This window comes from Streptomyces sp. GbtcB7 (genome assembly GCF_019091445.1).
In the GTDB taxonomy this organism is placed as follows: Bacteria; Actinomycetota; Actinomycetes; order Streptomycetales; family Streptomycetaceae; genus Streptomyces; species Streptomyces mirabilis.
On the sequence record NZ_JAGXJM010000014.1, the window covers coordinates 150144 to 173128 of the forward strand.

Annotated in this window: 20 protein-coding genes; 10 read left to right on the top strand and 10 right to left on the bottom strand. The window is 70.0% G+C overall.

Annotated elements, in window-relative coordinates:
- Window positions 1-128 precede the first annotated feature (128 nt).
- Genes KVT44_RS23655 through KVT44_RS23670 form a run of 4 tightly spaced genes read left to right on the top strand, consistent with a single transcriptional unit; the run spans window position 129 to window position 3917 of the window.
- On the top strand, window positions 129-1073 hold the full coding sequence (locus tag KVT44_RS23655) for an ABC transporter ATP-binding protein (RefSeq protein WP_217568407.1): 945 nt from the start codon (window positions 129-131) through the stop codon (window positions 1071-1073).
- Window positions 1070-2620, top strand: coding sequence for an ABC transporter permease subunit (locus KVT44_RS60085; protein ID WP_217568408.1), 1551 nt, complete (start codon window positions 1070-1072; stop codon window positions 2618-2620). The genes KVT44_RS23655 and KVT44_RS60085 overlap by 4 nt, the downstream gene beginning before the upstream one ends.
- Window positions 2617-3504, top strand: coding sequence for an ABC transporter permease (locus KVT44_RS23665; RefSeq protein WP_254649766.1), 888 nt, complete (start codon window positions 2617-2619; stop codon window positions 3502-3504). The genes KVT44_RS60085 and KVT44_RS23665 overlap by 4 nt, the downstream gene beginning before the upstream one ends.
- A gap of 50 nt (window positions 3505-3554) precedes the next feature.
- Window positions 3555-3917: a DUF4180 domain-containing protein gene (locus KVT44_RS23670; protein WP_217568409.1), complete on the top strand. Its 363-nt coding sequence runs from the start codon at window positions 3555-3557 to the stop codon at window positions 3915-3917.
- A 45-nt stretch (window positions 3918-3962) separates the two neighbouring features.
- On the opposite strand, the gene KVT44_RS23675 is transcribed toward KVT44_RS23670, so the two are convergent.
- Entirely contained in the window at window positions 3963-4622 is a 660-nt protein-coding gene (locus KVT44_RS23675; RefSeq protein ID WP_217568410.1) for a class I SAM-dependent methyltransferase, read from the bottom strand.
- 214 nt (window positions 4623-4836) lie between these two features.
- Here KVT44_RS23675 and KVT44_RS23680 point away from each other — a divergent pair, with 214 nt between their 5' ends.
- The 4 genes from KVT44_RS23680 (at window position 4837) to KVT44_RS23695 (ending at window position 8811) form a co-directional block, all read left to right on the top strand.
- Entirely contained in the window at window positions 4837-5772 is a 936-nt protein-coding gene (locus tag KVT44_RS23680; RefSeq protein WP_217568411.1) for an ABC transporter ATP-binding protein, read from the top strand.
- On the top strand, window positions 5769-6620 hold the full coding sequence (locus KVT44_RS23685) for an ABC transporter permease (protein WP_190173279.1): 852 nt from the start codon (window positions 5769-5771) through the stop codon (window positions 6618-6620). Before KVT44_RS23680 ends, KVT44_RS23685 begins: the two co-directional genes overlap by 4 nt.
- A gap of 104 nt (window positions 6621-6724) precedes the next feature.
- The gene (locus KVT44_RS23690) at window positions 6725-8119 is read left to right on the top strand and encodes a sensor histidine kinase (protein ID WP_217568412.1); all 1395 of its coding nucleotides are present in this window, start codon (window positions 6725-6727) and stop codon (window positions 8117-8119) included.
- The gene (locus tag KVT44_RS23695) at window positions 8116-8811 is read left to right on the top strand and encodes a response regulator transcription factor (RefSeq protein ID WP_099920493.1); all 696 of its coding nucleotides are present in this window, start codon (window positions 8116-8118) and stop codon (window positions 8809-8811) included. The genes KVT44_RS23690 and KVT44_RS23695 overlap by 4 nt, the downstream gene beginning before the upstream one ends.
- Before the next feature lie 101 nt (window positions 8812-8912).
- Here KVT44_RS23695 and KVT44_RS23700 read toward each other — a convergent pair whose 3' ends face one another.
- Window positions 8913-9524 carry a YceI family protein gene (locus KVT44_RS23700; protein WP_099920492.1) on the bottom strand — a complete coding sequence of 204 codons (612 nt, stop codon included), beginning with the start codon at window positions 9522-9524 and terminating at the stop codon, window positions 8913-8915.
- 495 nt (window positions 9525-10019) lie between these two features.
- On the opposite strand from KVT44_RS23700, the gene KVT44_RS23705 reads away from it, so the two are divergent.
- Both KVT44_RS23705 and KVT44_RS23710 read left to right on the top strand, forming a co-directional pair.
- Window positions 10020-11609, top strand: a complete 1590-nt coding sequence (locus KVT44_RS23705; RefSeq protein WP_217568413.1) for an acyl-CoA carboxylase subunit beta — start codon at window positions 10020-10022, stop codon at window positions 11607-11609.
- A gap of 57 nt (window positions 11610-11666) precedes the next feature.
- A complete protein-coding gene (locus KVT44_RS23710) occupies window positions 11667-11861 on the top strand; it encodes an acyl-CoA carboxylase subunit epsilon (RefSeq protein ID WP_067370986.1) in 195 nt (64 codons plus the stop codon).
- A 157-nt stretch (window positions 11862-12018) separates the two neighbouring features.
- Here the strand turns inward: KVT44_RS23710 and KVT44_RS23715 are convergent, their stop codons facing one another.
- The 8 genes from KVT44_RS23715 to KVT44_RS23750 form a co-directional block, all read right to left on the bottom strand.
- The gene (locus KVT44_RS23715; protein ID WP_026248371.1) at window positions 12019-12600 is read right to left on the bottom strand and encodes an ATP/GTP-binding protein; all 582 of its coding nucleotides are present in this window, start codon (window positions 12598-12600) and stop codon (window positions 12019-12021) included.
- Window positions 12581-13171 (bottom strand): DUF742 domain-containing protein, encoded by a 591-nt coding sequence (locus KVT44_RS23720; protein ID WP_054235413.1) that lies wholly within the window; start codon window positions 13169-13171, stop codon window positions 12581-12583. Before KVT44_RS23720 ends, KVT44_RS23715 begins: the two co-directional genes overlap by 20 nt.
- A gap of 94 nt (window positions 13172-13265) precedes the next feature.
- Window positions 13266-13679, bottom strand: a complete 414-nt coding sequence (locus tag KVT44_RS23725) for a roadblock/LC7 domain-containing protein (protein WP_030948713.1) — start codon at window positions 13677-13679, stop codon at window positions 13266-13268.
- A gap of 10 nt (window positions 13680-13689) precedes the next feature.
- Window positions 13690-16914 (bottom strand): nitrate- and nitrite sensing domain-containing protein, encoded by a 3225-nt coding sequence (locus KVT44_RS23730; RefSeq protein WP_190172455.1) that lies wholly within the window; start codon window positions 16912-16914, stop codon window positions 13690-13692.
- Between the two features lie 350 nt (window positions 16915-17264).
- Window positions 17265-17840 carry an ATP/GTP-binding protein gene (locus tag KVT44_RS23735; RefSeq protein WP_054235412.1) on the bottom strand — a complete coding sequence of 192 codons (576 nt, stop codon included), beginning with the start codon at window positions 17838-17840 and terminating at the stop codon, window positions 17265-17267.
- Complete coding sequence (locus KVT44_RS23740) at window positions 17821-18219, bottom strand: DUF742 domain-containing protein (protein WP_054235411.1); 399 nt, start codon at window positions 18217-18219, stop codon at window positions 17821-17823. Before KVT44_RS23740 ends, KVT44_RS23735 begins: the two co-directional genes overlap by 20 nt.
- Window positions 18220-18330: 111 nt before the next feature.
- The gene (locus KVT44_RS23745; protein WP_010984127.1) at window positions 18331-18744 is read right to left on the bottom strand and encodes a roadblock/LC7 domain-containing protein; all 414 of its coding nucleotides are present in this window, start codon (window positions 18742-18744) and stop codon (window positions 18331-18333) included.
- 9 nt (window positions 18745-18753) lie between these two features.
- Window positions 18754-22536, bottom strand: coding sequence for a nitrate- and nitrite sensing domain-containing protein (locus KVT44_RS23750; protein ID WP_217568414.1), 3783 nt, complete (start codon window positions 22534-22536; stop codon window positions 18754-18756).
- Window positions 22537-22985: the final 449 nt, after the last annotated feature.

Here is a 22985-nt window from a genome sequence, read left to right on the forward strand (position 1 = left end):
CGCGTCACCCTGGGGTTTCTCCCTCGCACGGGGGACCCGGCCGACGATCCGTCCCTCGTGACAGGGGCGCCGAAGACGGCTCCGTGGCGGGACGACGTCGAGGCCCGCCCGTCCCTAATCTCGCTGGCATGAGCGATGCAACGATCGAAGTCCAGGACCTGCGCAAGCGGTTCGGGCGGACCGTCGCGGTCGACGGACTCAGCTTCACCGTCCGGCCGGGACAGGTCACCGGTTTCGTGGGTCCGAACGGGGCGGGCAAGTCCACCACCATGCGGGCCGTGCTCGGCCTGGACACTCCCGACGAGGGGCGCGCGCTCATCGGCGGCCGTCCCTACCACGCCCTGCGCTCACCGCTGTTGGAGGTCGGCGCGCTCCTCGACGCGGCCGCCCTGCACCCCAGTCGGCGCGGACGCGACCATCTGCGCTGGCTGGCGCACTCGCACGGGCTGCCCCTGCGCCGGGTCGACGAGGTACTCGAACAGGTGGGCATGGATCAGGCCGCCCGCCGCCGCGCGGGCGGCTACTCACTCGGTATGCGCCAACGCCTGGGCATAGCGGCCGCGTTGCTCGGAGATCCTCCGGTGCTCCTGCTCGACGAACCGGTCAACGGCCTCGATCCCGAGGGCATCCAGTGGATCCGCGGCCTGCTGCGCCGGCTGGCCGGGGAGGGCCGCGCCGTCCTGGTCTCCAGCCACCTCATGAGCGAGCTGGAGGACACCGCTCACCACCTGTTGGTCGTCGGACGCGGCCGCCTCATCGCGGACACGTCCGTCGCCACCCTGCTCGCCGCCGCGTCCGGCGACCGCGTGGCTCTGCGCACGGGCGCCCGCACGGAGGCGATGGAGCTGCTCACCCGGGAGGGCGGCACGGTCGCGGTCACCAGCGCCGACACCCTCACGGTCACCGGTCTGCCCGCGGAGCGGATCGTCGCGCTGCTCGCCGCGGCCGGCGTCCCCTTCGCCGAGGTCGGCGCGCACCGGGCCTCGTTGGAGGAGGCGTACATGGAGCTCACCAGGGACGCGGCGGAGTTCACGTCGACTCCGGACCTGACGGACGGCGAGGTGACCCGATGACCTCGACCTTCACTCCCTACCGTTCTCCGCTCAAGCCCGCCCGCGAGGGATTCGGACGCCTGTTGCGCGCGGAATGGAGCAAGTTCTGGACGGTACGCGTGTGGGTGCTGGCGCTCGTCGTGGCGGCCGCGGTCACGGTCGCCATCTCCCAGCTCGCCGCGAGCGGCTCCGTCGACGATTCCAACGAGCACCCGCTCACCGTCGGGCCCGACGGCAGCCGCGTCAACGACAGCTTCCACTACGTCCACCAGTCGCTCCCGGCGGACGGCGCCGTGACGGTCCGCGTGTCCGACCTGAAGGGTGGCGGCGGCCGGGACCCGGAGCCGTGGGCGAAGGCCGGCGTGCTGGTCAAGGCGAGCACCAAGGCCGGCAGCCCGTACGCGGCCCTGATGCTCACCCCCGACCACGGCGTCCGCCTCCAGTGGAACTTCACGCAGGACAAGGCGGGCAGTGCCGCCTCCGGCACGGCCCCGCACTGGCTGCGCATCACCCGCTCGGGCACCCGCCTGACCGGATACGAGTCCTCCGACGGCGCCCACTGGACGAAGGTCGGCTCGGTCACCCTGCCGGAGCTGCCGAACACGGCACAGGCGGGCCTGTTCGTCGCCTCACCGCTGCACAACAACCTGCGCCGCTCGTTCGGCGGCACGTCGGAGACGGCCGGCGGCGCGACCGCCGGGGCGACCTTCGACCACCTGGCCCTGAGCGGCGCCACCGCGACCGGCTCGGCGGCCTGGACGAGCACGGACGTGGGCGCCCCCGATCCGAACGACCCGGACACCCCGCAATCCGGCCCCGCCCGCGCCGAGCCGGGCACCACCACCGTCTCCGCGACCGGTGTCTACACCCTCACCGGCCAGGGCGACATCGCCCCCGACGAGACCGGCAGCGACATCGTCCAGATGAGCTTCCAGGGCGTCTTCGTGGCCGTCCTCTTCATGGTCGCCCTGGGGGCCCTGTTCATCACGACCGAGTACAAGCGCGGCATGATCCGTACGACGTTCACGGCGACCCCGCGCCGCGCGCGGGTCCTCACCGCGAAGGCCCTGGTGATCGGGGGCGTCACCTTCGCCATCAGCCTTCCGGCCACGGCGATCACCTTCCTCCTGGCCCAAAGCACGATGCGTTCCCACGGCTTCGCGCCACCCGCCTACCCCGACCTGTCACTCCTCGACTCACCCGCACTGCGCGCGGTGGTGGGCAGCGCGGCACTGCTGTCCCTGGTGGCGGTCCTCGCCCTCGCCCTGGGAGCGATACTCCGTAACAGCGCGGGCGCGATCACGGCCGTCGTGGTCCTCGTGATCCTGCCGCAGATCCTCGCCTTCGCCCTCCCGCTCCCGGTCGGGCACTGGCTGCTGAGTGCGACCCCGGCGGCGGCCTTCGCGGTCCAGCAGGGCAGGACGTACTACCCCCAGGTGCAGCACAACTGCCTCCCGGAGAGCGGCTGTTACCCCATGGCCCCGTGGAACGGCTTCGCCGTGCTGTGTGCGTACGTGGCCGTGGCGCTCGCCCTCGCGGCCTGGCGCCTGCGCAGGAGGGACGTATGAGGCGCGCGAGGCCGGCACTCCGCGCCCACCCCGCGGGGCGCGCACCCCACCCCGCACCCCACCCCGCACCCCACCCCGCACTCCGCACACGGCCCGCACTTCGCGCACTCCACGCCGAGTGGACCAAACTCCGCACGCTGCCCAGCAGTTGGCTGCTGCTGGCCGCCACGGTGGCCCTGACCTTCGCGGTGGGCACGGCCGCGGTGTCCTCGGTCAGCACCCGGGAGTGCGCGAGCGCCGCGGCCTGCCACGAGGACACGGTGAAGCTCGCCCTGACGGGTGTGTGGCTCGGCCAGGCGACCGTCCTTGTCCTGGGCGCCCTGTCGATGGGGGCGGAGTACGGCACGGGCACCGTACGGACGACGCTGACGGCGATCCCGCGCCGGGCGGCGGTCCTGGCGTCGAAGGCGGCGGTGCTGGCCGTGGCGACGGGCATCGCGGCCGGCACGGCGATCCTCGCCTCCCTCGCCACGGCCCGCTGGATCCTCCCGGGCAACGGCTTCACCCCCGAGGCGGGCTACCCCCTCCTCTCCCTCACCGACACCCCCACCCTCCGCGCCGCCCTCGGCTCCACCCTCTGCCTGATCCTCATAGCCCTCCTGGGCCTGGGGCTGGCGGTCCTGCTCCGCGACAGCGCGGCGGCGATCACCACGGGCCTGGGAGTCCTCTACGTGGTCCCGCTCATATCGGACCTCCTGGGCTCACCCACCTGGAAGGACCGCCTCGAACGCTGGGCGCCCCTACCGGCGGGCCTCGCCATCCGCGCGACGAAGGACCTCGCCCGCCTGCCGATAGGCCCTTGGCCGGGGCTGGGGGTGCTGGCGGCATACGCGCTGGGGATGCTGCTGGTGGGCGGCGCGATATTCACACGCCGGGACGCGTAGCCGAGAAATCCGTGGCCCCCACAGCGCCTTCACGCCTAGCCTCGATCCTCATGAGCACCCTGCAGACGATCCATGACGTGCCCGTGATGATGTGTGCCCCCGAGGGCGAGGTCATCGGAGGCGAGGGCGACGTCCTGGATCTCATCGGCAACGCCTCCTACCAGGGTGCCCAGTGGGTGGTCATTCCCGCCGAGCGGTTCGACGAGGCGTTCTTTCAGCTGCGTACCCGCGTGGCCGGTGGCATCGTCCAGAAGTTCGCCAACTACCGGATGGCACTCGTCGTCCTCGGCGACATCTCCCGTCACACGGAGGCCAGTTCGGCGCTGCGGGACTTCGTCCGTGAGTGCAACCGGGGGCGGCAGACCTGGTTCCTCACCGATGTCGAGGAACTGCGGGAACGCCTGAAGGGCTAGCGGCTGGCTGGGCGTGTTGCGCTGTGGTGTTGTCGGCATCCGAGCTCATGACCGTTCCGGCTTTCGGGCGAGGAACGTGGCGACCGTCCTCTTGGCTCCCTCGCCGGGCTCCTGCACCAGCCGCGCGGTGACGACGAGCCCGGCCTGCTCCAACAGCTCGGCAACCCGGTCCGGCGGCAACAGGTAGGACTCGAAGGACACCGGATGGCCGCCGTACGCCTGCGTCGGACGCAGACGTTCTCCGGCTCCCACATAACCGGCGATCATCAGACGGCCGCCGGGCGCGAGCGTGCGACGGAACTCGGCGAACACGACGGGCAGAAACTCCGGTGGCGTGTGGTGGACGGAGTAGTAGGCGAGGATGCCGCCGAGCTCGTCGTCCTCGAGGGGCAGCTCGGTCATCGACCCGACGGTGAAACGCAGACCCGGGTGGGCCCGACGAGCCAGCTCGACCATCGCGGGCGAGAGATCGATGCCGAAGGTCGACACCCCCAGGTCGGCGAGATAGGCCGTCACCAGGCCGGGCCCGCATCCCAGATCCGCGAGGGCGCCGACGTCGGCCGTCCGCACCATCTCGGCGAACGCGACGAGCATCGCGCGCGACAGCGGATCCAGCCGCGCCGGGGTCTTGACCTGTTCGGCGTAGTCGGCGGCGACCCTGTCGTACGACTCCCGGACCGCGGTGAGGTAGGCGAGATCAGTCACGCGGGCGACTGTAGGGGAGGGCCCGTGACCTCCGTAACCACCAGGGCGTATGCGGGAGGTGACGTCATCCCCCACGCATGGCCCCGTGGTACCTCGGTACTACGGGCCGCACCTCATTGAGCTCCCGGGTACCACGGATCCCGGTCCGCGGGCCCCTAGCGTGGCGAGTGAGCAGTCAGGCGGGGTCAGGCCCCCCGAGCGTGAGGGAAGAGCGATGATCGAGGCACATCAGCTGACGAAGCGGTACGGGGAGAAGACGGCGGTCGACCGGCTCGACTTCGTCGTCAGGCCCGGCACGGTCACCGGCTTCCTGGGCCCGAACGGCGCGGGCAAGTCCACCACCATGCGCATGATCGTCGGACTGGACGCGCCGTCCGGCGGCAGCGTGACGGTCAACGGCAAGCACTACGCCGAGCACACCGCACCGCTCCAGGAGGTCGGCGCGCTGCTGGAGGCCAAGTCGATCCACCCCGGCCGCTCCGCGTTCGACCACCTGATGGCGCAGGCCTACACCCACGGCATTCCGCGCCGCCGGGTGGACGAGGTCATCGAGCTGACCGGTCTGCAGTCCGTGGCCAAGAAGCGCGCGGGCGCCTTCTCCCTCGGCATGGGCCAGCGGCTGGGTATCGCCGCCGCGCTCCTCGGCGACCCGGCCACCATCATGCTCGACGAGCCGGTCAACGGACTGGACCCCGAGGGCGTGCTGTGGATCCGCAACCTGCTGACCGGACTCGCGGCGGACGGCCGTACGGTCTTCGTCTCCTCGCACCTGATGAGCGAGATGGCGCTGGTCGCCGACCACCTGATCGTCGTCGGCCGCGGGCGCCTGCTCGCCGACACCACCGTGCAGGAGCTGGTCCAGCAGGCCGGCGGCGACACCGTGACCGTGGCCTCCGACCAGTCGGGCCGCCTGCGCGAGGTGCTGGCCGGCCCCGGCGTCGAGATCACCGGCGAGGTCGGCTCCGAGGAACTGCACGTGACGGGCCTGTCCGCGCGGGCCATCGGTCTCAAGGCCGCCGAGCACGGCATCCCCCTGTTCGAGCTCAGCTCGCGGACCGTCTCGCTGGAACAGGCCTTCATGGACCTGACCCGGGACGCCGTCGAGTACCACGCCACCGCCACCGTCGAGGCCCCTGGGAGGGCGGCATGAGCACCACCATCACCGTCACCGACAGTTCCGCGCCCGCACCGGCGCGGACCGCACGTCCCGAGTACAAGGTCACCGGCCGACGCGTGCTGCGCTCGGAGTGGGCCAAGCTGTGGTCCCTGCGCTCCACCTGGATCACCCTCGGTCTGGGCCTGCTGTTCCTGGTCGCGTTCGGCGTGATCGCCGCCGCGCACTACAAGTCCCAGATCAACTCCGGTGAGCGGCTGCGCCCGGACGACGCCACGGCCACCGCGCTCAGCCTCTCCGTGTTCGGCACGAACTTCGCCCAGCTGGCGCTCGGTGTCCTGGGCGTGCTGGTCACCGCCGGCGAGTACTCCACCGGCATGATCCGCTCCACGCTGGCCGCCGTCCCGCGCCGCCTGCCGGTGCTGTGGTCCAAGTCGGCGGTGTTCGGCCTGGTCGCCCTCGTCGTCTCCACCATCGGCGTCTTCGTCGCGTTCATGATCACCAGCGGGATCGTCTCCGGCACCCCGGCGGCCCTCACGATCTCCCACTCCGGTGTCGTGCGCAGCCTGCTGGGCGCGGGCCTCTACCTCGGCCTGGTCGGCGTGATCGGCACCGCCCTGGGCGCCCTGCTGCGCTCGGTCGCCGGCGGCATATCGGTCCTGGTCGCCTCGCTGATGCTGATCCCCGGCCTGATCTCGCTGCTGCCCACCTCGTGGCAGGACAACATCAGCCCCTACCTGCCCAGCAACGCGGGCCAGTCGATGTTCGCGCTCACCCATGACTCGACGACCCTCGCGCCCACGGCCGGGCTCCTGGTCTTCCTCGGCTGGACCGTGCTCGCCCTGGCGGGCGCCGCCTACCGCCTCCTGCGCACCGACGCCTGACGCCTGACGCCTGATGGAGAAGCACCCGGAGAGACACGCGGACGGGGAGGCGGCCGGACACACAATGGACAGGTGACACCCATGAACGCGGACGAGTGACCCCCATGAGCATCGACGACACCGCCCACCCAGGGGCACCCTCCGACCTGCCCCTCGCGGAGGCGGAGCTCCCGTGGAACCACCCCCTGGCCCGTGGGCTGTCCCGGCTCGGCCGACGGCTCAAGCAGGGCGACCGGAACCATCCGTGGGTCCTGGACACGGGCGTCATCGTGGTCGTGGCGCTGATGTTCTGCGTGCCGGACCTGGTGCACGACGACGACGGCCGACGACACGCCTTCGACACCCAGGTCACCCACCTGCCCTGGCCGGTGACCGTCGCCCTGCAGGCCGGACTGGTCCTGCCGCTGCTGTGGCGGCGGCGAAGGCCGTCACTCGCCTTCGCCGTGATCGCCGCGGTGCTCTTCGTCCAGGTGGCGCTGGGAGTCTGGCTGCGTGCCGACGTCGCCCTGCTGATCGCCCTCTACAGCCTGGTGCTGCACGGACCGCTCCGGCGGCTGCCGGTGGCCTGCGCGGTCACCGCGGCCGCCCTCGGCCTGGTCGCCCTGCGGCTGCCGTCCGCCGTGTCCGTCCTGGACGCGCTGTTCTTCCTGTTCAGCACGATCACCGCGGCGGTCGCGCTCGGTCTGGCCGTACGGATCCGGCGCGCCCAGCTCGCCGTCCTGCGCGACCGTGCGACCCGCCTGGAGATCGAACGCGACCAGCGCAGCAAGCTCGCCGCCGCCGCCGAACGCACCCGGGTGGCCCGCGAGATGCACGACATCGTCGGCCACAACCTCTCCGTCATCATCACGCTCGCCGACGGTGGCGCCTACGCGAGCGACATCGCACCGGAACGCGGCAAGCAGGCCCTGCTGCTCATCGGTGACACCGGGCGTCAGGCGCTGGGCGAACTGCGCCGCATGCTCGGCGTGCTGCGCGAGCAGACCCAGACCCCCGCCGCGCCCCAGCTCAGCCCCCAGCCGGGCATCGCGGACATCGACGCCCTGTGTGCCCGGATCCGCGCCGCCGGTCCCCAGGTCGTCTACCGCACGGGCGGCGAGCTGGACACCCTGGACCGCGGGGTCCAGCTGACGGTGTACCGCATAGTGCAGGAAGCACTCACCAACGCTCTCAAGCACGCGGGCCACGACACCCGCGTCGAGCTCGCGGTCGGCGTCAAGGACACGCGGCTGCACATCGACGTCCACGACACCGGCCGGGGCGGCGGTACCGTCCCTCCCGAGCCGTCCCAGGAGGAAGGACACGGACTCGCCGGCATGAGAGAACGCGCAGCCCTCTACAACGGGACCGTCACCGCGGGACCCGCCCCCGGCGGGGGATGGACGGTGCGGGCCACCCTCGACCTCACCCCCCTGGCCGAGACCCTGGCCGAGACCCCGGCCGAGACCCCGGCCGAGACCGATGTCACCCCGCCGGCCGCCACAGGCGGTGCGGTGTGACCACCGTGCTCATCGTGGACGACCAGCCACTGCAACGCCTCGGCTTCCGGATGCTCCTGGAGAGCACCCCCGACACCGAGGTCGTCGGCGAGGCGGCCCACGGCGCCGACGCCGTGCGCAGGGCCGCCGAACTGCGCCCGGACGTGATCCTCATGGACGTACGGATGCCCGGCATGGACGGCATCGAGGCCACCCGCCGCGTGGTCGCCTCCGGCGACCGCTCCCGCGTCCTCATCCTGACCACGTTCGACCTGGACGAATACGCCCACGCGGCGCTGCGCGCGGGAGCCAGCGGATTCCTCCTCAAGGACGCCCACCCCGAGGAACTGCTGGCCGGCATCCGCGCGGTCGCGGCGGGCGACGCGGTGATCGCCCCCGCACTGACCCGCCGCCTCCTCGACGCCTATGCCAAGCATCTGCCCCGGGATGCGTCCGGCCGGCCGGGTGCGTCGGGTCCGAGGGCGGCGGACGACCCCCGGGTGCGCGCTCTCACCGAACGGGAGTACGAGATCTTCGTCGCCATCGGCCAGGGCTGGAGCAACAGCGAGATCGCCGAGCGCCTGGTCGTCGCGGAATCCACCGTGAAGACCCATGTCGGCCGGGTCCTGGCGAAGGTGGGAGCCCGCGACCGCGTCCAGGCGGTCATCCTCGCCTACGACCTCGGCCTCGCCCACCCGAACCCACCCGACTAGCCAGACGGCGGGGCGGCGAACGCGGGCATGCCGAGCGCCCGCCCTCCCGCTGGGGGAGTCAGAGGGCGGGCGCGCTCAGGGCACCGGCGTGAGTCGAGGGCTCAGGCGTTCTTGATCGCCGAGATGTCGAAGGTCAGCTTGATCTTGTCGGAGACGAGGACGCCACCGGTCTCCAGGGCCGCGTTCCAGGTGAGGCCCCACTCGGAGCGCAGGATCTCCGCCTTGCCCTCGAAGCCGACGCGCTCGTTGCCGAAGGGGTCCTTCGCGGAGCCGTTGAACTCCAGGTCGATGGAGAGCGGCTTGGTGACGCCGAGGATCGACAGGTCGCCGGTGATCCGGTAGTCGTCGCCGCCGAGGGCCTCCGCCTTGGTGGAGCGGAAGGTCATCGTCGGGAACTCGTCGATCTTGAAGAAGTCGGAGCTCTTCAGGTGGCCGTCACGGTCCGCGGAGCCCGTCTCGATGCTTTCCATCTTGACGTCGATCGTGGCGGTGGACTTGGACGGGTCGGTGCCGTCCAGGTGCAGGGTGCCGTCGAAGTCCTTGAAGTAGCCCTTGACGTTCGTCACCATGGCGTGACGGGCGACGAAACCGATCTCCGAGTGGGACGGGTCGATCGTGTATGCGCCCGTGAGCGCCGCGAGTTCGGGGCTCACAGCGGCGGGGGTCGTGGTCGCGGCGGGGGTGTCGGTGGTCTTGCGGCCGAAGATGCCCATGACGTGCTCCTAGGGGGACGGGTCGCGGTTTCGTCGGGAAGCCGAAAACCGCGGCAGAGAGTTTGTTGAAGATTCAACGAGGCCAACAAGGGAGACAGTAGACCTATTCCGTTCAAGTTTCAACATCATCCGCCATGTGTTTACGACGTTACGTCGCGCTTCGGCGACCCGCTTCCCGGTGGTCACTCCCCGCTCTCCCGCGGCGGTCTGCGTATCCTCGCTCCACCTGGACGGGGGTCGGGCCGACGGTGCGGTGTACGCCGAACGGGTCCCGTCCAAGGCTCCGTGTCACTCTAGGGATGGCATGGGCCCCTCACGAATGTGAGCGGGCTCTCAGCCCACGGCTTTGTGTGACCTCTACAAGCCAGATGCCCTCTGAGCAGTCAGATCGCCTGCATGCCGTCGCGGTTCTGTTCAGGGGTACCAGGAAAACGGGCCGGAGACTGTACGGAGTCGACGGCCCGGTTTTCTTGTTCGACTTCGTATGGTCGCTACATGACCGTTTTGGATGAGGCCGCACCCTCAGGCGAACCCACGGACGCACGCGGGCGCGTGGCCGAACTGCACGCGATTCGTGCGGCGGCGCTGCGAGGACCCAGCGAGAAGGCGACCGAGGCGCAGCACGCCAAGGGCAAGCTGACCGCCCGGGAGCGCATCGAGCTGCTTCTCGACCCCGGGTCCTTCCAGGAGGTCGAGCAGCTGCGCCGGCACCGGGCGACCGGGTTCGGCCTGGAGGCCAGGAAGCCGTACACCGACGGTGTCGTCACCGGCTGGGGCACGGTGGAGGGCCGTACGGTCTTCGTCTACGCGCACGACTTCCGTATCTTCGGCGGCGCGCTGGGCGAGGCGCACGCCACGAAGATCCACAAGATCATGGACATGGCCATCGCGGCCGGTGCGCCGCTGGTCTCCCTCAACGACGGCGCGGGCGCCCGGATCCAGGAGGGTGTGAGCGCGCTCGCCGGCTACGGCGGCATCTTCCAGCGCAACACGAAGGCCTCCGGTGTCATCCCGCAGATCTCGGTGATGCTCGGCCCGTGCGCGGGCGGCGCCGCCTACAGCCCCGCGCTGACGGACTTCGTGTTCATGGTCCGCGAGACCTCGCAGATGTTCATCACCGGCCCCGACGTCGTCAAGGCGGTCACCGGCGAGGAGATCACCCAGAACGGGCTCGGCGGCGCCGACGTCCACGCGGAGACCTCCGGTGTCTGTCACTTCGCGTACGACGACGAGGAGACCTGCATCGCGGAGGTGCGCTACCTCCTGTCGATGCTCCCGCAGAACAACCGCGAGAACCCGCCGCACGCGACCTCGCAGGACCCCGCGGACCGCCGCTCGGACGTCTTCCTGGACCTGGTCCCGGCGGACGGCAACCGGCCGTACGACATGACGAAGGTCATCGAGGAACTCGTCGACGACGGCGACTACCTGGAGGTCCACGAGCGCTGGGCCCGCAACATCATCTGCGCGCTGGCCCGTCTGGACGGCCAGGTGGTGGGCATCGTCGCCAACCAGCCGCAGTCCCTCGCGGGCGTGCTGGACATCGAGGCCTCCGAAAAAGCTGCGCGCTTTGTCCAGATGTGTGACGCTTTTAATATTCCGATCGTCACCCTCCTGGACGTTCCCGGATTCCTGCCCGGGGTTGACCAGGAGCACGGCGGGATCATCCGGCACGGCGCCAAGCTGTTGTACGCGTACTGCAACGCGACGGTGCCGCGGATCTCGCTCATCCTGCGCAAGGCGTACGGAGGTGCCTACATCGTCATGGACAGCCAGTCCATCGGGGCCGACCTCACCTACGCCTGGCCCACCAACGAGATTGCCGTGATGGGTGCGGAAGGTGCGGCCAACGTCATCTTCCGCCGGCAGATCGCCGAGGCCGCCGACCCCGAGGCCATGCGCGTACGCATGGTCAAGGAGTACAAGGCCGAACTCATGCACCCCTACTACGCGGCCGAGCGGGGCCTGGTCGACGACGTCATCGACCCGGCGGAGACCCGCGAGGTGCTCATCCGCTCCCTGGCCATGCTGCAGTCCAAGCACGCGGACCTGCCCTCCCGCAAGCACGGCAACCCCCCGCAGTAACCCTGCGGATCCTCCGCGGTACCGCCGCGGAAACCTCTCTCACGGAGACTGAAACCTATGGACACCCCTGACATCCGCGTCGAGAAGGGCCACGCCGAGCCCGAGGAAGTCGCCGCCATCACGGCCATCCTCCTGGCCCGCGCCGCCGCCCAGCCGGACACCACCCCCACCCACCGTGGCCGCGCGAAGGCCGGCTGGCGCCGCCTGGAGCGCGAGCCCGGCTTCCGCGCCCCGCACAGCTGGCACGGCTAGCCTCCGGCGCCTCAGCAACGGGGAAGGGCCCGCTCTGTGAAGAGCGGGCCCTTCCCTTTGTCTTTGTCCCTTTGTCTTTGTCCCAGGGCAAAAGAAGGGGCGCCCTCTCCACCGAGCGGAGAGGGCGCCCCTTCTTTTGCTTCGCCGCGCGGAGGCGCTACCGCAGACGTGCCATGAGGGCGTGCTCGACCAGCGTGATGAGCGCGCTCTTCGCATCCGCACGGTGCCGGGCGTCCGTCGTGATGATCGGCGTGTCGGGGCCGATCTGAAGAGCTTCACGGACCTCGTCCGGGTTGTAAGGCTGGTTGCCGTCGAAGCCGTTGAGGGCGATGACGAACGGCAGGCCGCTGTTCTCGAAGTAGTCGACCGCGGGGAAGCAGTCGGCGAGACGGCGGGTGTCGACCAGGACGATCGCGCCGATGGCGCCGCGGACCAGGTCGTCCCACATGAACCAGAAGCGGTCCTGACCGGGGGTGCCGAACAGGTACAGGATCAGGTCCTGGTCCAGGGTGATGCGGCCGAAGTCCATGGCGACGGTGGTCGTCGTCTTGTCTCCGGTGTGCGTGAGGTCGTCGATGCCCGCGGACGCGGACGTCATGACGGCCTCGGTACGCAGCGGGTTGATCTCCGAGACGGCCCCGACGAACGTGGTCTTGCCCACGCCGAAGCCGCCCGCCACCACGATCTTCGCGGACGTGGTGGAGCGGGAAGGCCCTCCGCTAGAGCTTGCGAAGTCCACTGAGCACCCTTTCGAGCAAAGTCACGTCTGGCTGGCCGCCGGCGTTCTCGTCGCCGCCGGGCTGATGGATGGCGACCAGGCCCGCCTCCGCCAAGTCGGCGACGAGAATCCTGGCCACACCGAGAGGGATCGTCAGCAGCGCCGAGATTTCGGCCACCGACTTGATCTCCCGGCAGAGGTTGCAGATCCGCTGATGTTCGGGCAACTGGCCCTGCATCTGGTGCGGTTGTGCGGTGGTGTGCACCAGTGCCTCGATGGCGAGCTGGTAGCGGGGCCTGGTGCGGCCGCCCGTCATCGCGTACGGGCGCACCAGAGGGTTGTTCGACGATCCCGCGGGCGCCGCCTCGGGGGTGCGTCGCTGCGGCTGCACAGGCTGGATGCGCGGCGCCGGCGGCTGGTCGTACGGCGAGGGGCCGGGGCCCTGCGGTGCGTACGGCTGCTGGCGTCGGTGACTCGGCGCGGAGGGGAAGTTGTATCGGTTCGGGTTCTGTGAACCGTCACCCTGGCCCTGCCCCTGGCCGGGGCCGTACGACCAGTTGCCCGAAGACGAACCGCCTGGGGGTGTTGCCACTTTCTCCTCCTCCGACTGTGCCGGGCACCCATCACTGTGGGACCGCGTCCCGAAACCTTACGGCCCCGGGACGCCAAAACGCACGGTCTGTCTGTTAGTTGAGAAGGCTCCCTTGGAGCTCCGCTCGAAGATCCGGGGTCAGAACCGTACCGGCACGGTCCACCAGAAGGGCCATCTCGTACCCGATGAGACCGATGTCCGCTTCGGGATGTGCAAGGACCGCGAGCGAGGAACCATCAGAAATGGACATGAGGAAGAGGAATCCTCGCTCCATCTCCACAACTGTCTGGTTCACGCTGCCGCCCTCGAAGATGCGGGACGCGCCCGCGGTCAACGAGGTCAGCCCGGACGCGACGGCCGCGAGCTGGTCGGCGCGGTCACGGGGAAAGCCTTCGGACATCGCCAGAAGGAGTCCGTCGGCGGAGACCACCACCGTGTGGGACACCCCGGGGGTGTTGTCCACGAAGTTGGTGATCAACCAGTTGAGGTTCTGCGCCGCCTGGCTCATCGGGCTCACACTAACGCTCCTGGTTGTAGGTGCTGTCAGGACCGAAGCCCTGGCCGTTCGTGTCACTACCTGCATTGCGTCCCTGCTGGACGCCGCGGCGCAGGTTGCTCAGCCTGCCCCGGATGTCCTCGGGAGCGCGGGAGACCTGGGGGCCGCCCTGTGGGGTCGTTTCCGCGGTTCCCTCGACCAGATTGGCCTTGGGCACCCGCCGGGGGAGACCGGACGAGGTGACCCCGCCCGCCTTGGGCTTCTTGAGCTGCTCGGCGCGCTGCCAGCGGTTGTCGTTGGACGTACGCCAGTCGCCGTCGCCGTTGCTCGCGGTGGCCGCGGGCGGTGCCTGAACCCCCTGGGCGCCATGGTCCACGGGCCGCTGGCCGTTGGTGCCGCTCGCGGTGGATCCGCGGCGCGGCAGCCCTGCGTCGGTCAGCGCATGGGGGGCGGAGGAGGTCGGTCCCGGACGGCTGAAGCCTACGCGGTCCTGCTCACTCACGTCAGCGGCCTGCGAAGATTCCGCTTCGGGAGCGTACTCGGACGGGTAGCCGTTCCGGTACGAGTCCTGCTGCGGCCAGTCGTCCTGGTGGGACGGCTCGCCGAAGGTCGGGAAGGTGTCCGAAGCGGAACTCCGGGCTCCCGTGTGCTCCTCCTGGACCGGCTCCGCATACGCGGGTTCCGGGTAGCCGCCGTTCGACGGGAAGTACGTCTCGTCGTACGTCCCCTGCTGCGGTTCCTCGTACGCCGTCTGCTGGTCGTACGAGGCCTGCTGCTCCTCGTAGGCACCCTGGCCGTTGTCGTACCCGGGCTGCCCGTTGCCGTAGGAGGCCTGAGCGTCGTCGTACGCGGGCTGGGGGGCCTCGAAGTCCTCCTGGTACCTCGGCGGCTCGATGGCCTCCGGCTGGCCCTGTGCCTGGGCCTCCAGGGCCGCACGGCGCTCCTCACGCATCAGCGAGCGCCCGACGGGGTCCAGCTCCCGGATGTCGTCGGGGACCTCCGTGTAGCGGCTGTCGTCGAAGCCGAGTTCGGCGGCGGTGCGCATCGGCTGGGCCTGGGACTGGAAGGCCTGCTCCGGCTGGAAGCCCTGCGGCTCCGGGATGATCTGCGAGACGGTGAACTCGTCGCGCTGGAGCTGCTGTTCGCCGCCGCCACCACCGTGGGTGATCGCGTCGGGGAGCATGACGAGCGAGGTCGTACCGGCCTGCTCGCCGGAGGGGCGCAGCTGGACGCGGATGCCGTGCCGGTCGGACAGCCGGCCGACCACGAACAGGCCCATGCGCTGCGAGATCGCGGCGTCCACGGTCGGCGGGTTGGCCAGCTTGTGGTTGATGTCCGCGAAGTCCTCGGCGGTGAGGCCGATGCCCTTGTCGTGGATCTCGACCATGATGCGGCCGTCGGGCAGCCGGGTCGCGGTGACGCGGACCTTGGTCTGCGGGGAGGAGAACGTGGTGGCGTTCTCCAGGAGCTCGGCGAGCAGGTGCACGAGGTCGGTCACGGCACGGCCGTGGATCTCGGCCTCCGGGACGCCGGAGAGCTCGACGCGCTCGTACTGCTCCACCTCGGAGGAGGCGGCGCGCAGGACGTCCACGAGGGGCACCGGCTGGTCCCAGCGGCGGCCCGGCTCCTCGCCGGCGAGGACGAGGAGGTTCTCGCCGTTGCGGCGCATACGGGTCGCGAGGTGGTCCAGGCGGAAGAGGTTCTCCAGCTGGTCCGGGTCGGCCTCGTTGTTCTCCAGGTCGGTGATGAGGGTCAGCTGGCCCTCGATCAGGGACTGGTTGCGGCGCGACAGGTTGGTGAAGATCGCGTTGATGTTGCCTCGCAGGAGGGCCTGCTCGGCGGCGAGCCGGACGGCCTCGCGGTGGACCTGGTCGAAGGCGCGGGCGACTTCGCCGATCTCGTCGGTGGTGGTGATCGGGATGGGCGTGACACGGGTGTCGACGCGGCCCGGGTCGGTGCGCGAGAGCTGGTCGACCAGCATCGGCAGACGCTGCTCGGCGACCCCGAAGGCCGCGTTGCGCAGCTGGCGCATCGCGCGGCTCATCTGGCGGGCCATGAGCCCGGCCAGGATGAAGGCGGCGAGCAGGGCGATCACGACGATGGCGCCGTTGATGTAGGCCCGGCGCTGGGCGTCGGAGGCGATGCTTCCGGCGTCGTTGACGGCCCGGTCGATGAGTTCGTTCTCGACCTGGCTGTAGCCCTGGAACTTGAGGGTGGCGGCGGCCATCCACGTCTCGGGAGTGATGCCCTGAGCGGCGAGCTGGGTGGGCGTGGCGCCGCTGGCGATCGCCTGGATCATCACCTTCATGTCGGGCGGCGCCACGAAGGTCCCGCCCGCGGCCTCGGTCTTGCTCTTGGCCGCGGCCAGCTGGCTCTTGCCCTCGGCGGTCTTCTGCTCCATCACCGTGGTGAGCCGGGCGGCGTCCGCCTCGGTACCACCGGAGACGTACTCCTGAAGAGCGATGTTCTCCAGGTACGCGTACGAGGTGAAGGAGGTGACCTGCAGCGCGTGGTTCTTCGTGTTGGTGCTGGGCTTGACCAGCAGGTGGGTGCCGATCGAGCGCTGCAGCGACTCGGCGCCCTTGGCGAGCGCGATGGCGTACACCGAACGGCCGTAGCTCGTGATGTTGCCCGTGCCGAGGCCGAGTTCGTTCGAGAACTCCATCAGCAGGTGCTCGACGGTGACGTAGCCCTCTTCGGTCTTCACCGGGTCCATGGACTTGGTGAAGGCGGCCTTGCGGATCTGGTCCAGCTGGGGCTCGGCCTTCACCACCAGGCTCAGCCGACGCTCAAGACCCTGCTTGGCCGGCATGCCGACGACTTCCTTGTGGAAGGCGTCGGCCATCTGGTCGGTGGTCGCGCGGACCTTCTTGACCGTGGCGTTGTTCCGGTCGCCCTTGAGCAGTGGCTCGGCGGACACGTCGCGCTCGTTGAGCAGAGCCTCGGCGTAGTCGCTGGAGGCCGCCACGATCTTGGCGACCTTCTCGGCGTCGCGGGCCTCCTGCCAGGTGTCGATCGAGTTCTTCACCTGGAAGCCGCCCATGATGAGGCCGACGATCACAGGTATGAGCAGGATCGCGTTCAGCCTGGTGGGTACGCGCCAGTTACGGGGGGACAGACGACCGCCGCTCGGCGCGGGCGCCGGCGTGGGCTCCGGGACGGGCACCTGTGCGGGCGCCGCGCCGCGCGGCGGCGGGGTGAAGTTGCCCCGTGCCGACGGCTCGGGACCGTTCTTGCTTCGCCTCACTCGACCAACAACCTCTCGGCGTCGGCACCTACGTTGTGCCGCGGTGTCTCCAGCGCCCTTGACTACTGGGCAGTTCAGCGCATTCCAGCACGTCAGGCAGCGCCCTTCCAAACACTCGGAACTGCTGGTTCCGGGTGACGTATCCCCTAGATAAAACGGTCATAAAGAGCGAGCCCCGTCAAAAGACGGGGCTTTTGTGAGCGCAGCGACACCGAATGACCGCGATGCGTGTCGGTGTCCACCGAATTCCATGTCGAAACGTTATGAACACTGTGGCCGACCGTGTCAAACGACACAGCCGGCTCCAATGTCCCTACGACAACTGTCTTATGAAGCTGTCGACTTGAGTGCTAGCGCAGACGTGCCATGAGGGCGTGCTCGACCAGCGTGATGAGCGCGCTCTTCGCATCCGCACGGTGCCGGGCGTCCGTCGTGATGATCGGGGCGTCCGGTCCGATCTGGAGCGCCTCGCGCACCTCTTCGGGGTTGTAGGGCTGATGTCCGTCGAAGCCGTTGAGGGCGATGACGAACGGCAGGCCGCTGTTCTCGAAGTAGTCGACCGCGGGGAAGCAGTCGGCGAGACGGCGGGTGTCGACCAGGACGACGGCACCGATGGCGCCGCGGACCAGGTCGTCCCACATGAACCAGAAGCGGTCCTGACCCGGCGTACCGAAGAGGTACAGGATCAGGTCCTGGTCCAGGGTGATGCGGCCGAAGTCCATGGCGACGGTGGTCGTCGTCTTGTCTCCGGTGTGCGTGAGGTCGTCGATGCCGGCGGACGCGGACGTCATGACGGCCTCGGTGCGCAGCGGGTTGATCTCCGAGACGGCGCCGACGAACGTGGTCTTGCCCACGCCGAATCCGCCCGCCACCACGATCTTCGCGGAGGTGGTCGTCCGACCTCCGTCAGAGCTTGCGAAGTCCACTGAGCACCCTTTCGAGCAAAGTCACGTCCGGCGCGCCGCCGTTGTTCTCATCGCCGCCAGGCTGGTGAATGGCGACGAGTCCGGCCTCCGCGAGGTCCGCGACGAGGATCCTGGCCACGCCGAGCGGCATGGACAGGAGGGCCGACACCTCGGCCACCGACTTGACCTCACGGCAAAGGTGGCAGATCCGCTGGTGCTCGGGAAGCAGCCCCATCAACTGCGCGGGGTCGGCCGTAGTGCTGATCAGCGCCTCGATGGCGAGTTGGTACCGCGGCCGGGTCCGGCCGCCGGTCATCGCGTACGGACGTACCAGCGGCTGGTCGCCCTCGTCCCCGTACGGCTGTGCGTACGGATCATGAGAGGCGGTGGGCGGGGTCATGAATCCTCCGGGCGGGACAGCAAGTCGGTCATTCGTGCCGTCTGTTGGGGCCGGTGGGGGGATTGTGGCGGCCGGACGGTGATTTCGTGCAGTCTCTAGAACCAGGGCCCTTTAGTGGAGCAGACTTCCCTGGAGTTCAGCGCGCAGGTCCGGCGTGAGTACGGCACCCGCCCGATCGACGAGCAGCGCCATCTCGTAGCCGACAAGGCCGATGTCGCACTCCGGGTGGGACAGGACCGCCAGGGACGAGCCGTCCGAGACGGACATGAGGAAGAGGAAGCCGCGCTCCATTTCGACGACCGTCTGGGCCACCGTGCCGCCCTCGAAGATCCGGGAGGCCCCGGCGGTCAACGAGGTCAGGCCGGAGGCGACGGCCGCAAGCTGGTCGGCGCGGTCGCGTGGGAATCCTTCGGACATGGCCAGAAGGAGCCCGTCGGCGGACACGACGACGGTGTGGGACACCCCGGGGGTGTTGTCCACAAAGTTGGTGATCAACCAGTTCAGGTTCTGTGCCGCCTGGCTCATCGGGCTCAACTAACGCTCCTGCTGGTGAGTGGGGCTGGGGAAGCTGCCGGTCTGGCCGGTACCGGCCTGTCGACCCTGCTGAATGCCCCTACGGAGATTGGTCAGCCGGCCGCGTACGTCATCAGGCGCACGGGAGACCTGCGGACCAGTTTGGTGCTGTTGCTGCTGTGCCGTGCCCGCGACGAGGTTGGCTCGCGGGACGCGGCGCGGCAGGCCTGAGGTGGTGACCCCGCCCGCCGACGGTTGACGGACGCGTTCTGCCTGCCGGACGAGGTCGTCGTTCGGCGAGGTGCGCCAGTTGGCGGAGGCCGGTGCGGCGGCCGGCCGTTGCGGTGGTGCTGTGGGGGTCTGCGGCGGCTGCTGCGAGGGCTGCGAGCCGTTGGTGTGGACGCCGTTGTTCTGGGCGCCGTTGTGAGCTCCGTTGGGGGAGCCGTTCTGGGAGCCGTTCGCCTGACCGTGGAACCAGTTGGTCTCCAGCGTGTCGTACAGCGGCGTACGTCCGTCACCGGGTCCCGTCGCCGGCGGCAGCGCCTCGGGCTCCTGCGGACGCGTGGGCCGCTGCTGCGGGGGCGCCGGGCGCTCGAACTGGCCGGTGGACGAGGGGTCCTGGCGGTTGCCGTAGCCGGGCGTCGCGAACTGGCCGGTCGACGAGGGGCCCTGGCCGTTGCCGTAACCCGGCTGGGCGAACTGGCCGGTGGACGACGGGTCCTGGGAGGCGCCGTAGCCGGGCGTCGCGAACTGGCCCGTGGACGAGGGGTCCTGGGAGGCGCCGTAGCCCGGGGTGGCGAACTGGCCCGTGGCGGACGGGTTCGGGACGGCCGGAGCGGCGCCCGAGGAGCCGTACACGTCGGGGCGGACGAACTGACCGTTGTTCTGCCCGTTGTTCTGCGGCGCGTTCGCGCCGGGGCGCGGGGCGTCGAAGTCGGGACGGGGGAACCCCGACGTGGCTGCGGGACCCTGGCGGTCGTCGATCCGCGGCATTTCCGAGGTCGCGGCCGGGTCCTGCCGGTCGTCGATCCGGGGCATACGCGAAGTGGAGTCGGGTTCCTCGTGACCGCGCGGGGTGTCGAGGGACGCGCGCGGCACCGGCGGCTGCGCGTTGTCGTCGCTCCAGCTCGGCCGGGACTGCTGCGGGCTGCCACCGGGCAGCTCGGCACGCGGACCACCGCGTCCGGGCAGCTGCGGCCTGCGACGGCCGCCGCCCTTGTTGCCCGCGGGCTGCTGCGGGGGAGTGGCCGCGGGGCCGCTGTTGTCACCGAAGTCGAAGCCCTGGCGGGTCGCGGGTCCGTCGCCGAAGCCCTGGGGGGCGCCGGTTCCGGCGGCCTGCAGGCCCTGCGGACCCTGCCCGAAGGCACCCGCACCGGCCGGGGCCGGCCTGCCCTGCTGCTGGTTGCCGGGACCCTGCGGTCCACGCGCCCCACCCGGGGCACTCGGGCGACCGCCCTGGTTGCTGCCGGGGAGCGCGGCCCGCGGACCCTGACCGGCGCCGACCTGTCCGCGCTGCGGCGGGGCACCGAGCAGACCGCCACCGCCGACGGGGGCACCCGCCCCGAGGGACGGACCGCCGCCCTGGCCGCCGCGGCGGGCCGCCGCGACACCGGCCGAGGCCTGTGCGGCGGCCGGACCACCGGAACCACCCGGACCCGGCTTGCCCGGAGCCTTCTTGCCGCCCTGGGCGACATCGACGGGGAGCATGACGAGCGCGGTGGTGCCACCGGAGTCGGACGGACGCAGCTGAATGCGGATGCCGTGCCGCTGCGACAGACGACCGACCACGAACAGACCCATGCGGCGGGAGACGGAGACGTCCACGGTGGGCGGCGAGGCGAGCCGCTCGTTGATCGCGGCCAGGTCCTCGGGGGAGAGGCCGATACCGGTGTCGTGGATCTCGATCAGCACGCGGCCGTCGGGCAGCGCGTGACCGGTGACCTTGACCTTGGTCTGCGGGGAGGAGAACGAGGTGGCGTTCTCGAGGAGCTCGGCGAGCAGGTGCACGAGGTCGTTGACGACCCGGCCGGCGACCTGCGTCGTCGGGACCGAGGACAGCTCGATGCGCTCGTACTGCTCCACCTCGGAGGCGGCGGCGCGGAGCACGTCGACCAGCGGGACCGGGCGGGTCCAGCGGCGGCCGGGCTCTTCACCGGCGAGAACGAGGAGGTTCTCACCGTTACGGCGCATGCGGGTCGCGAGGTGGTCGAGCTTGAAGAGGGAGGACAGCTGGTCCGGGTCGGCCTCGCGGGACTCCAGCTCGGAGATGAGCGAGAGCTGACGCTGGATGAGGCCCTGGGAGCGGCGCGAGAGGTTGGTGAACATCGCGTTGACGTTGCCTCGCAGGAGGGCCTGCTCGGCGGCCAGTCGTACGGCCTCGCGGTGCACGTCGTCGAAGGCCGCGGCCACCTGGCCGATCTCGTCCCGGGAGTGCACACCGACGGACTCGACGGAGGTGTCGACGTCCTGCGGGTCGGACTCGGAGAGCTGCTTGACCAGCTCGGGCAGACGGTCCTGGGCGACCTTGGTCGCGGTGTCCTGGAGCCGGCGCAGCGAGCGGATCATGGAGCGGGCCACGACGAAGGCGCCGACCAGCGAGACGCCGAGGACCAGCAGGATCAGCGCACCGGAGATGATCGCTTCCTGCTGGGAGGCGTTCTTCAGCTCACGGGCCTTCTGCTCCATCTGGTTGAGCAGCGTCAGCTCGATCTTCGACATCTGCTCGATCTTGGCCGTGTCGTCGTCGACCCAGTCCTTGTACGAGCGCTTGTCCTGGGTGTTCAGACCGCCCGTCGAGCCGAGTACGCGGTTGGAGTACGCGTCGGCGGCCTGGATGGTCGGGTTGCCCTGGTCGATCGGCTTGGTGAGGTCTTCCGCTCCGGAGCCGTAGATGCTCGCGAAGCTGGTGCGCTCGGACGCCTCACTGTCCTGCGCGGAGTTCGCGTACAGCCGGTCGTTCTCGGAGAGCTGGCCGAAGGTGGTGTTGCCCGCGGGCAGCGCGGCGGCGATGACGGCGCGCTGGACGGAGGCGTACTCCTTGGCGGAGGAGAAGGCCGACAGGGCGCGGGTGCGCGAGATCATCTCCGGGTTGCTGGTCGCCTCGGCCATGTCCTGGGAGAGGCTGATCAGCTGGGTGATGAGGCGGTGGTACCCGTCGACCGTCTGCGAGGAGTTCTTGGGGTCGCTGTAGGCGCCGTTGCGGATGGTGCTCAGCTTGTTCAGCTCGCCCGCGATGGCCACGAGGCTGTCACGGACGCCGGTGAGCTGCCCGTTCGCGCTGGCGGTGTCGATCTCCTGCGTGCCCGTGATGAACTGCTGCTTGGCGACGTCCGTCGCGTCGCGGACGCCCTTGACCGTGATGTCGTTGGGCTTCGCGCCGTGCGCGAGCGGGCCGGCCGACTGGTCGCGCTCCTTCTGGAGGGCGGCGGCGAGCTCGGTCGCCTGCTTGGTCATGTCGGTCAGCAGCTTCATGTTGTCGAGCTGCTGGATGTCGTCCATCGACTGGTTGATGCGCAGGGCACCCAGGGTGGTCGCGGCGACCACGGGGAGCGCGAGCAGCGACACCAGACGCGTGGAGATGCGCCAGTTGCGCAGAGCTATTCGGGAGCCGGGGCCGGGGGGACCCTTCGGCTTCGCGGGTGGTTGGTCGGGAGCCGTCGCGCCGGGGCGCGCGGAGCGCTCACCGCCGCCGACTTCTGATTGTCCCGGGTTCTGGGCGTGCTGGGGCGAGGAACCGCGGTCGGTCCCGCCGTGCGGCTCCGGCTCCGCCGAAGCGCTGCCATCCCTCTTGAAACGTCCCTGCACTAGCGTCGCAACCTCTGGACCAGGCGCCCCTCCGCGGAAACGGCGGGACGGTGTCGGCGTCGTTCAGGGGCGCAGATACGCCCCCAGGTGTGGTCGTGAGTGACCGGCGCTGCTCCCCCTTCCCGCCGCCACCCGGCGCTGAGTCGCGCCCCCTGTGCGCCGGTTGGATCCCGCGGCGGTCCGTGGAATTCCAGCACAGTGCAGGATCTCCAACAAGGCCCGTGTACCAGGCTGTGACCACCGTGACACCTTGTGAGGGATGCGTTACGAGACGTAGAAAGTGATCTCGTACATAAGGGGCGTATGCCTACGAGCCGTAGGTGCGCGAGGGGTGTCCCAGTCGCGATGATCAGGAGCGGAATGTTGGGTTCAGTGGAGCAATGTCCGTTTGGTCGAGGCGAGTAGGCGGCCTGAATTGACCGGTTTGCCTGCTAGTAAGTGAGCAAACT